The sequence below is a fragment of the Pseudomonadota bacterium genome (assembly GCA_010028905.1).
In the GTDB taxonomy this organism is placed as follows: Bacteria; Vulcanimicrobiota; Xenobia; order RGZZ01; family RGZZ01; genus RGZZ01.
This window is the reverse complement of the sequence record RGZZ01000154.1, coordinates 1-10,231: the sequence shown is the minus strand read 5'-3', so window position 1 is coordinate 10,231 and position 10,231 is coordinate 1. Positions and strand designations below refer to the sequence as shown.

12 protein-coding genes are annotated in these 10,231 nt (G+C 65.3%); 7 read left to right on the top strand and 5 right to left on the bottom strand.

Going from position 1 to position 10,231, the window contains the following annotated elements; all coding sequences use genetic code 11:
- Both EB084_12145 and EB084_12140 read right to left on the bottom strand, forming a co-directional pair.
- The coding region (locus EB084_12145) for a hypothetical protein (GenBank protein ID NDD29006.1) at positions 1-397 on the bottom strand (397 nt) is incomplete at its 3' end.
- A gap of 178 nt (positions 398-575) precedes the next feature.
- On the bottom strand, positions 576-1,418 hold the full coding sequence (locus EB084_12140; GenBank protein NDD29005.1) for a DUF1460 domain-containing protein: 843 nt from the start codon (positions 1,416-1,418) through the stop codon (positions 576-578).
- Between the two features lie 191 nt (positions 1,419-1,609).
- On the opposite strand from EB084_12140, the gene EB084_12135 reads away from it, so the two are divergent.
- The 4 genes from EB084_12135 to EB084_12120 all read left to right on the top strand — a co-directional run bounded on the left by EB084_12135 (position 1,610) and on the right by EB084_12120 (position 4,713).
- Entirely contained in the window at positions 1,610-1,831 is a 222-nt protein-coding gene (locus EB084_12135; GenBank protein NDD29004.1) for a hypothetical protein, read from the top strand.
- 9 nt (positions 1,832-1,840) lie between these two features.
- Positions 1,841-3,661 carry a hypothetical protein gene (locus tag EB084_12130; protein ID NDD29003.1) on the top strand — a complete coding sequence of 607 codons (1,821 nt, stop codon included), beginning with the start codon at positions 1,841-1,843 and terminating at the stop codon, positions 3,659-3,661.
- 158 nt (positions 3,662-3,819) lie between these two features.
- Complete coding sequence (locus EB084_12125) at positions 3,820-4,197, top strand: PilZ domain-containing protein (protein ID NDD29002.1); 378 nt, start codon at positions 3,820-3,822, stop codon at positions 4,195-4,197.
- Between the two features lie 54 nt (positions 4,198-4,251).
- Complete coding sequence (locus tag EB084_12120; protein NDD29001.1) at positions 4,252-4,713, top strand: hypothetical protein; 462 nt, start codon at positions 4,252-4,254, stop codon at positions 4,711-4,713.
- A 33-nt stretch (positions 4,714-4,746) separates the two neighbouring features.
- Here EB084_12120 and EB084_12115 read toward each other — a convergent pair whose 3' ends face one another.
- Positions 4,747-5,706 carry an N-acetylmuramoyl-L-alanine amidase gene (locus EB084_12115; protein NDD29000.1) on the bottom strand — a complete coding sequence of 320 codons (960 nt, stop codon included), beginning with the start codon at positions 5,704-5,706 and terminating at the stop codon, positions 4,747-4,749.
- A gap of 116 nt (positions 5,707-5,822) precedes the next feature.
- A complete protein-coding gene (locus tag EB084_12110; GenBank protein NDD28999.1) occupies positions 5,823-6,749 on the bottom strand; it encodes a hypothetical protein in 927 nt (308 codons plus the stop codon).
- On the opposite strand from EB084_12110, the gene pilV reads away from it, so the two are divergent.
- Genes pilV through EB084_12095 form a run of 3 tightly spaced genes read left to right on the top strand, consistent with a single transcriptional unit; the run spans position 6,736 to position 9,271 of the window.
- Entirely contained in the window at positions 6,736-7,398 is a 663-nt protein-coding gene (gene pilV, locus EB084_12105) for a type IV pilus modification protein PilV (GenBank protein NDD28998.1), read from the top strand. The two genes, EB084_12110 and pilV, sit on opposite strands and share 14 nt — an antisense overlap.
- The gene (locus EB084_12100; GenBank protein NDD28997.1) at positions 7,395-8,054 is read left to right on the top strand and encodes a hypothetical protein; all 660 of its coding nucleotides are present in this window, start codon (positions 7,395-7,397) and stop codon (positions 8,052-8,054) included. Before pilV ends, EB084_12100 begins: the two co-directional genes overlap by 4 nt.
- Positions 8,054-9,271 (top strand): type II secretion system F family protein, encoded by a 1,218-nt coding sequence (locus tag EB084_12095; protein NDD28996.1) that lies wholly within the window; start codon positions 8,054-8,056, stop codon positions 9,269-9,271. Before EB084_12100 ends, EB084_12095 begins: the two co-directional genes overlap by 1 nt.
- Positions 9,272-9,309: 38 nt before the next feature.
- Here EB084_12095 and EB084_12090 read toward each other — a convergent pair whose 3' ends face one another.
- A complete protein-coding gene (locus EB084_12090; protein ID NDD28995.1) occupies positions 9,310-10,218 on the bottom strand; it encodes a hypothetical protein in 909 nt (302 codons plus the stop codon).
- Positions 10,219-10,231: the final 13 nt, after the last annotated feature.

Genomic DNA, 10,231 nt, shown 5'->3' with positions numbered 1-10,231 from the left:
CGGCAGGCGAGGCCTGCACCGGACCGACTGGCGAAGGGCCAGGCGTCTGCCTGCCGGCAGATGTCGCATCGGCAAGCGTCTGCGACAGCGTTGTGGCGAGCGGGTCCATCGTGAGCTGCTGGGCGTTGAGCATCGACATCCCGACCCCAGACAGTGCCAGGGCGGCCATGACCGCGCACCCGGCCCGTTGCAGCGCGCTGAGCGCGGGCATCGCCTGGGGCTCGTCGCAGCGGTCTCTGGTGACGCCTTCCCTCTCGGTCTGCGTCGGGGGGGGCGAGAAGGTCTTGAATGGGCTTGCGATATCAAGCAATCGCGGCTCGGCGTGGCTCGATGCGAGATCGCGGCGGCGCGAAGGGATCAGGAAAGGCGTGGAACCCACGCGGAGAGTGCTGTTCATGGGGCCTCCAGCCATCCAGTGGTGAACCGATCCCGTGAGGGGAGCCTAGCATGGCGGAGCGCAGATTTGTTTTCTGTTTTGTTAACGTAACAAAAGATCTTGTTGTGGCGACAAAAACGGGTCAAAAACAGGCTAAAAACACGTTTTTGCGATAATTATTGTTTGTTTCGACGTGGATTCACTCGATTGAGAAGATCATCACGCCATCGAACCAGTCAGCGTTCTTGCGCAGGTAGTCGCACAGCTGGGTTCGCACGGTCTTCTTTGTGATGGAGTCGGCGTGAACGAGCCACTGACGGTCGACGACGAAGCCCTCGTGCGCCACAGCGATGCCCTTCGGGAAGAGCTTCTCGCGCACGAACGCCACCCCGGCAATCGACGCGGGGAGGCGAGCCAGCAGGGCGGGCGACACGTCGCTCTGCCGGAGGTAGCGGATGGTCGTGGCTCTCTTCCAGGAGATGGGAAGCAATGGGGTCCCGTCGCTTCCGCGGTTGAGTGTCAGGCGCACGCTGGCCAGCGGGGTTCCCGTGGCGATCTGCGGGGTGATGTCGTGGAACCACTGGCTCGCACGAATGCGATCCTCGGTGAAGTGCACGCGGTTCTCGTAGCGCACGGGGTTCTCGCCGGGATAGTAGTTCAAGCGCGTCATCCAGCCTCGGGCCTCGGGGAGGCTGCGCGCGTGGGCCATGGCTGTCGATGTGAGGACGTTGACCGTGCAGTCTGATTCATCGAGCCGGAACACCGGGTTCTTGTCGCGACCGCTCTCTTCGCCAAGACATCCAAGCACATAGGGCGTTCCTAGTCGCAGCAAGGCGATGGCGCGAAGGCGGGCGTGGAAGTCCGGATATCGCTTCCACAGCGCGTCAAGGAGGTTTTGCAGGGCGATGGGGTCGTGGGCGATCTGATAGAGCCGAGGCTGCTCGGTGACCCAGCGATCGTCGTCGTTTCTTGTGGGCGGCGCGCCTGCGGCAGACGCAGCCAGGAGCAGCGTCAGGGCAATCGAGAGCGTGAGCTGTCGCATTTGATTCGGGTTCCCTGCTGTGTCAAGCGTATCCTCGTTCGCGGCGTCCACGTCCGCATCGCAGGCGAGCGGTCGGGCTTTGAACCTGCTGAGCAGAGGTCGCGGTTCTAAGAGGCTGTTTGTGAGCCCGGCCACAGAACCCACGGCTGTGCGGTGCTACCCTGAGATACAGAAGAGCCCACGCAACACGAGTGATCGGAGATCAGAACATGCGCCACACCGCCACGCCCACCTTTGAAACCCCCAGCCGCGCCGGCCGTCGCGAGCTCGCGACCTTTGGAGACGCCATCCGCATCACCCCTCTCGGCGTCAGCCCGCTGAGCCGCCTCGTGGTGGCGCACATCGTGGCAGACGCACGACGTGACGCCGCAACCTACGTGAGCGCGTGGTCGAGCCACGCGGACGGGGAGTGACGCACGGCTTTGCGCGATCGGGTCTACGGCCTCGAGGTCGAGTACGCCATTCTCTTCGAGCCGTGTCATGGCGAGGCCTCGAGGCCCACGGCCAGTGCGGTGTTCGATCTCATCGCCGCCGAGCTGCAAGCGCGCTTCCAGACCCTTCCGTCGCACGTTCGCGGAAAGCGGGGCCTGTTTCTCGAGAATGGCGCACTCGTCACGTTCGAGACAACCGATGGCGTGAGCGGGCTCCTCGAGCTGGCCACCCCTGAGTGTCGCACGGCGCGAGAGGTGGCCCTGCACCAGGCCGCTTTCGACCTGCTGGTGTCTGACCTCGCGACGGCCGTCACCCGCCGTCTGTGCGGCGGGCCGCATGAGGGGGTGATCTCGTTTGGCAAGAACAATGCCGATGGCAAGGGACACACCTACGGCTCGCACGAGAGCTACCTCGTCGATGAGCGAGGCTCGAACCCAGCGGTCTTGCTGCGCGCACGTCACCGGATGTGGCAGCTGATCTGGGGGGGCGGCGTTGCGGCCCTCGTGGCGATCGCCTGGACGGTGTCCATCGCGGCTCTGCTGACGGCCATCGCGGTCATCGTGATTCCAGGCCTCATTCGATTGTGCCTCGCCTTGCTGGCGCTGCTCGTGCGGGTCGTGATCGACCGCCGAGGATGGCGGCCTCCTCCTACCCTGGACAAGGCGCTGGAACGCTTGAGCGAGGCGGACGGATCGGCGGGGATCGCGCGCATCGAGGCGATGGAGGAGAGGCTTCGGCGATGGCTGAGCGCCTTCAGCACGCGTCTGCTGACGCCTCTCATCACGGGCTACAGCCGATTTCTCGAGCGCGTCGCTCTGTCGCCGTTTCGAGATGGTCTGGGCCCCTTTCTCGCGACCCGCCCCGTCATGTGCGGCGCGGGAACGTGGGCGGCTCGAAGGGGAGACGGCGCACCGGCGCACGGCGCGTTCTCCCTCAGTCCTCGGGCTTCTCGCATGGAACGCTGCATCGGGACCGGACTGGCCATCACCAGCATGATCGAGCTGAAATCGCTCCTGGCGTCTCCCACGGCGCTCTGGGCGCGCCGAAAGAGACTCGAGATCGTCTGTGGCGACACCAACCGCTCCGAGCTCTGCGTCTACCTCAAGATCGGCGTGACCGGCCTGGTCATTCGCATGATCGAGGAGGGTGTCTCGTTCGCTGATCTCGCACTCGCCGACCCTGCAGCCGCGCTGAAGGAGGTGGCGGCTGACGTGTCGCTGTCACGCCCGCTGCGAACCGTGGGAGGGGCTCATCTCACCGCGCTCGACATCCAGCGCAGGTATCTTCGCCGGGCCATCGATCATCTCGAGCGCTGCGGCTCGAGTGAGGAGGAGCGGCGCGTCGTGGCGCTCTGGGAGCGCACGCTCGATGCCCTCGAGCATGATCCGTGCTCTCTCGTGGGCCAGATCGACTGGGTGGCCAAGCACGTGCTCATGCGCGAGATCGCCGCGGAGGCTGGCGAAGATCTCGCCAGTCTCTCTGCCACGGCACGGTCCACGTTTCCGCTCATGCGGTTCGATCTCCGCTACCACACCATCGGCGGCGATGCGGGGCCGTATGATGTGCTGGTTCAGTCTGGCGTCATGCGCACGCTCAGCGACGAGCGGGAGAAGCGCGCTGCGCTGACGAGCCCGCCCCAGGACACGCGGGCGGTCTGTCGGAGCGCGCTCGTGCGTGCGCACGCACGGTCGGGGAATCGGCGCGTCTCCATCTCGTGGGATGGGTTTCGTGGTGCGTCCTCGGGGTCTGATCTTCGCTTCGATGATCCGCTGGCCTTCGATCTGCGGGCCGTCCCTCGGGGGCAGGCGTGAACGGCACAGTGCCCCTCATCGTGAGATGCGTCCGTCAGATCCGGGAAGAGTTTACCAGAATGCAACATCGGCAACATCCCTGAAACAACATGCGCAGGTCGCCGGGGTTACGCTGAGATCATCAAGAGCATCAGGGTAACAGGGAAAGGGTGAGTGTCATGTTCAGATTGCTGCGCAGCCTCCTGGGTATGGACAGCCCCGCCGAGCGACGCAGGTCGGAGCGCTATCTCGACAGCACCAGGGTTGACCTCGAGCTGGGGAACCTTCTCTACGATGGCCGACTGGTCGATGTCAGCATCGACGGCGCGCGACTCCAGTCTCACGCGCGGCTCGACGTGGGTCGATCGATGCTGGTTCGCGTTCCGGAGCGCAACGGTTGCACGCACCTGGCCCTTCTCGTGACGTGGTCGACCCGCAAGGGTGACCGCTATGAGGTCGGCGCCGTGCCCGACCCGAACCACCGCGTGTCTCGCATGCTGCTGCGAAACTATGTGCAGCGCTACGGCCGAGGCGCCCCCCGGGTTCGCTTCGCCTGATCGATTGCCTGTCTCGCGAAGGATTTACCGCGCGCTCGATGGTAATGCGACCCCATGAGCATACGCCATCTGTTCGCCACGGTCGTCATCATGTGCGCTTCGCTGGTCGCCAACGCCTGGGCGCGCACCACCGTGAAGGTTCCCGCAGCCGTCATCTTGAGAGACAGCTACGAGGGGTTCAGTGCGACCTTCGTCTCCGCGAGGCACGGTCGCTTCGATGTCTCCATCGGAGAGAGCCACGAGGGCGACCCGGGTTTCGGGGGGTGTGAGAAGGGCGGGCAGGCGGACTGCGCCATCGTGATCTATCATATGGAGCCAAACCGCAAGGGCCTGCCGTACGTCACGCAGACAGTCGACGTGGCCACGGTGCGCCAGGGGGTCTCTGTGAAGCCTTGTTTCAGCGGCACGCGCAAGATCGTCTACAAAGGGCTTGTGTTCCTTATCACGCCCAAGAACCTCTCCAACGTCTATGGCGAGGGCAAGACGTCCATCGAGGTGCGCGCCACAGAGCCCTAGACCCGCAGATGCGAACGAGAGACCGCGGCGCGTTCAGGCGCTGCTGCCCGGCTCGCGGATCGCGTCGTACAGCCGGTTCATGAAGCGGAACGTGGGGTCTGGCTTGCGACCGGGATGACCGGTCAGGTTGTCGACCTGTCGATGGGAGATGACCTGCGTGTCGGGAATGCCCCACGTCTTCTGAAGGTAGCGAACGAGGTCGACCGTGGCCTTGAACTCGGGCTCGGTCTCATGCTCGAGGCGGAAGTCGCCACAGACCTCGATCTGGACCGCGTCATCGTTGTACTCGAGCGTTCCGTCGCAGAGCTGGTTCTCTGGCAGGCACTGCACGATGTCGCCCTGCTTTCCCACAATGAAATGGGTCGACGGAATGCCCTTCAGATCGTTGAAGCGCTTCCACACGCTGTCTGGTGTGTCATCGACGGCAGCGGTGTAGTGCACCACGATGGTCTTGGGCGTGATGGCGATGCGCCCGATCTTGCTGTAATCGATCTCGCGATAGCGAATCTCCGGTCGGGGCGCGGTCATCTGCTCGAAGGGCTTGGTCGCAGGCAGCATCATGAGGCTGCCGTCTCCTCCCCGCACCTCGCTTCTAGCCGCGCCCGTGGTGCGCAGGAACTCGGCCTGCTGCGATGACGTCATGGCCGCGAACTGGTCGGCCGCCACGGCGGTTCCGATGTCGGCCCAGTTCCCGTCAGCGGTGAAGAGACTGGCCATGTGTCGGCGGTGTCCGAATCGCCGAGCGCCATCGGTGGGGCGCGGAAGGTAGTCGTCGCGCATTTCGTCGACCACGCGGCTGGTGGAGGGACGGTTCAGGGCGGGGAGGGGGTCGAGCAGATCCTTGTCGGACGTGGCCACCGTGTCCGGGGCACCGCCGCCAGGGACAGGTTCGCCCGCTGGCGCGTCCTGGCGAGGACCCGCGGGCGCGCTCGTGGGTGCGCCAGGCGACGCGAGCACGAAGGGAAGCCGACAGGGGAGGGATTCAGCTCTCATGACGCCGAGATTGTAACGCGCCTGCCTGTTGGGTGCAAATCGCCGGATGTAAACATTCGTCACGGCATCACTGCCACGGTGACGCGATGGTCGTCAGCGCATCGGGCGAGGCCGTCTCAACGCGCGCCGTCGAACACGCTCTTGCAGTAGGTGCGCACCTCGTCTGGCGGGGTCTCGTCGCCGAGCACGAAGAACGTCTCCTGCTCGAGATAGCATCCCAGGAGGCTGCCGCGGTAGAACGGGTTGTCGAGCACGATGATGTTGCGCTTCAGCCACAGGGCCTCCAGCAGCACGGTCGACAGACAGGCCATCACCACGTGCGTTCCGTTGATGACGTCGATGGAGCGGCGTGACGGGTCGATGAAGGTCACCGCCGGGTGGCTGCCCAGAACCTCGTGATAGCGGGCGGCCACGTCTGCCGGCTCACGTGGGTGCAGCTTGACGTGAAGGCCATCGAGGGCGCCTGTGTCGAGCAGGGCACGCACCTGCGCGAGCACCTTGTCGCGCAGCCCCGTGTCGAGCTCTTGCAAGACCTCGGTGAAGAAGACCACGGGAAGCTCTGCCGCTCGGGGCTTATGGTAGATGGATTCGATCCAGCCCGGCTTCATGACCAGGCGTCCGGGGTCATAGCCCAGAGACTCGAAGAAGCGCCGCATGGGCTCGTCGTTGACGATGATGCGCGAACGGCGGGCGAAGCCCCCCACGACCCGTGGAACGCTGAGGTCGATGTAGCGCAGCCAGGGAACCACTCTGCGGTCGCGGTGCCAAACGTGGTTGTGTGCGGGAACCACATAGACGGCCACGCCTCGGAGGGCGGCGAGATCGACGAGGAGGCGCACAAGCCGGCCCCCCAGATCGCTGGGCGTGTAGATGGCGCGGAGACGGAAGGGGAGCAGCCAGAAGAAGAGCCGCAGCACGAATCGCTTGTCGAGATGCCGGTTGGCGCGCACGGCAACGATCTCTGCGCCATCACCGTGCTCCCGGCGCGCCAGCGCCACCAGCGGTTCGTTGAGATAGTGCTCGACGGAGATGACGAGAATCAAGAAGGGGCGCCTCGCGTCAGTCGTAGGGTCGGAGGGCGTTCGAGTCGGCGTCGCGGCCCTCCTCCTCGCCGTCGACGCGTCGAGCGGCACGGGTTCGTGGCGCGCGCGTGCGTCTTGCGAGACAGGGAGCCGAACAGGAACGGGACCGATAAGCGTTCAACTTGTCATCATGATCCGATTCCGCTCCAGGTCGCACGCGCGTCGAGGGATGTCGCAGATCGAGGTCCTGGTCGCCATGGCGGTTCTCACCATCGGCATCCTGGCTGTCTGCTCGGTGTTTGCGATGGGGCTTCGAGCCGAGGGGCAGGGGGGGCGCATCACCGAGGCCACGAACTACGCGCGCCAGCTCATCGACCTGATGCGCGTGAACAACAAGGCCTTCAGCGGAACGAACGGGGGCGTGCCGGACAGCTCGAGCGGAGTCAATGACGGCGCATCGACTCGTGCCGCGCTCGACGCGCCGCCGTTCGGGAACGGGTTGATGCCCGCGGGCACCCTCTATCGACGCAACATCCAGGTCAAGACCACCGGGAGCGGCGCGACGGGCGACTATCGCAACGATCTTCGCCAGATCACGGTGACCGTGTACTGGACCGATCACGGCTCGGAGCGTGGCATCACGCTCCTCGCGCTGGCGCGTCGCCCATGAGGTCGAGCAGGCGAGGCGGTTTCACGATTCTCGAGCTCATGGTGAGCGCTTTCATTTTGGCAGCCATGTCGCTGGCGCTCGTGATGATCTACTCCACGGCCAGCACCATGTTCCAGCGCGGAAGCGGTCGGCTGACCATGCAGCAGCGCAGCCGAGAAGCCGTGCGCAGGGTGGCCCCCTTGATCGCGGGGGCCATTCCCCCTTCGGAGAGCGATGTGGCCCTGTACTCTCCCGCCGTGGGCGCCACTGACGACGCGCTGGGCTTCTACAGCGCGCAGGATCTGTTCGGGACCGGTCCCGCCTTCAATCCCCGTGCGCCCTACTACCCCACCTATCGCATCGCCTGTGTGGATTCCAACATCTTCACGCAGAGCGGTGGGAACGTCCTCGTGCTCGAGAAGCTGAGCGATCTGTCGGCCTCGCCCGGACACGCCTCCCTCATTCCCTCGGTCTCGAAGACCCTTCTCAGCGGCACTGATTCGTGCGCTGTTAAATCAGTCAAGTTCACGCGGCTCGACACCTCTCGCGTGCTCATGACCATCACGCTCACCGCCACCCAGGTTCGCGATGCCGCCGGTCGACTGCTCACCGGCGCCAAGAGTGATGACTACACCTTGCAGAGCGAGTTCCAGGTGCCTTACTACGGGGTGAAGTGATGAGCCTTCATCGCCAGTTCACCTTCAAGATCAAGACCGCGCGGGGAGAGGTTCGCGAGGGCATGGTGTCGGCGGAGACCCCTCGAGCCGCGCGAGCAAAGCTCGAAGCCGACTATGGCGAGGTGCTCGCCCTCACCGAGGTCGTCGACCGCCCGCTCGACGTTCCCGAGATCCCCGTGAACAGCGTAAAGAACGACGAGCTTGCCGTGTGCACACGCCAGCTGAGCATGCTGCTGCGCTCCGGTGTGACCCTGCCCCGCGCGTTCGAGCTGCTCGCCGCCGACGCCTCGCTCTACCTGAGCCTGACCTACACCTGGCTCGGCACGAGTCTCGTGCGGGGAGAGTCGCTCTCGGCGGGCATGCGCCACTTCCCCACGGTGTTCGATCAGATCCAGCTCGCGCTGGTGCGCTCCGGCGAGATGAGCGGGAGGCTCGACACCAACCTGCTGCGCATCGCCGACCTGCTCGAGGCGCGCAGCGGGCTTCGCAAGAAGATCGTGAACAGCCTCACCTATCCCGCCGTGGTGGCGGTTGTCGCCTTCCTCGTGCTCTGCTTGTTCGTGGTCTTCGTCCTTCCGAGCATGCGCCCCAACTATGATGACATGGGCGTGCAGCTGCCGCTCATCACCCGGGTGCTGCTCGGCTTCTCTGACGCAGCCTCCAACCCCCTCTCGCTTCTGGTCCTCACGGGGGGCGTGATCGGGGCCTGGGCCTACGTGCGCCGCCTCACCTCGTCGCGCGCTGCGAGGCTCTCGATGGAGGCCCGGGCGCGACAGATCCCGCTCATCGGCAGCCTGCTCGAGAAGCAGGAGCTGGTGGGCGTGCTGTATGTCGTCTCGAGCATGCTCGACTCGGGCGTTCCGCTGGCAGAGACGCTGATCATTGCCGAGCAGGCCAGCCTCACCTCGCGCATGGAGGCGGCGCTGCATCACGTTCGTGCCCGGCTGCTGGAGGGCGACAGCCTCACCGAGGCCATGAACAGAACCGATGTCTTCCCCCGCGCCGTGCTGCAGATCGTCGAGGTGGGCGAGCTGTCCGGCACCATCTCGTTCATGATGCGTTCCGCCTGTCGCCTCTACGAGCAGGACATCGAGCTGCGCCTCGCCACCCTCACGCCGCTGCTCGAACCCCTTGTGATGCTCATGGTGGGGGTGATGGTCGGATTCGTCACCCTGGCCGCCTTTCTGCCCAGCCTGTCGCTGGCCACCGGGCAGTGAGGCGACGCGGCTGAGAAGGTTCGAGGCGCCCGAGCCGCTCAGGGCGTGTTCATGTCCGGTGGCTCCGGGGTCTCTGTGACTGCCTGCATCGCGGCGCGAACAGCGCGCGCCACCGATTTCACGAGGCGCGCCACAGGGCGATCACTGAACTGCTCCGCCAGCGCGCTCGCCACGCGTCGGTTGTCGGGCAGGCATCCGCTCTCCCGCAGGCGCTCCCGATGATAGGCCACCCAGAGGTAGAGATCGGCTTCGGTGCGCCGCGGGAACTCGCGCAGCACCCCCGTCTCGCGGATGGAATCGATGACGGGGACGTAGACCGTGTCAAACCATGACGTGGCCGCCTCTTCGAGCGGCACGTCGCGCTGCTTCTCAAGCCCGAGGTAGTACCGATGCACCTCGATGTGCTCGAGCAGGCTGTCGTATCGACCGGGGGCGGTCAGCTCGACGCGCGCGTCTGGTCGGGCGGCGTCGAGCCGGGTTGCCTCGAGGAAGGCGGTGTGCTCGGCTTTCACGATGAGGTCGTCGATGTCGACATCCGGTGCCAGGGCCACACGGCTGAGGATCTCGCTCACGTGCGCCTCGATGTGGTCGTGCTTCAGCTGACGCGCGAGGGCGACCCGGTGGTTTCCATCGCGCACGAAGTACACACCGCCGATGGCGTAGACATCGATGGGAGGGAAGGCCGCTCCCTCGCGCACCGCGTCCTCCATGCGGCGGAGGTGTTCGCTCACGGCAGGGTTCAGCGGCAGAAAGGCCCGGTTGAAGTCGCGGTAGCGACCCACGCTCCCCACGATGTGATCAACGGGGATGAACTGCGTTCCGCGGTTGTACGCAGTGCGGCTCCGCAGCAGCTTCTGCACCTGTTCGAACGAGAGCAGGCTGCGGTCGGGCTCGTGTGAGAAGAGCCCCAGCAGCGATGACAGCAAGGTTTTGAATCGGCTCTCCACGCGTGTGTGTGTG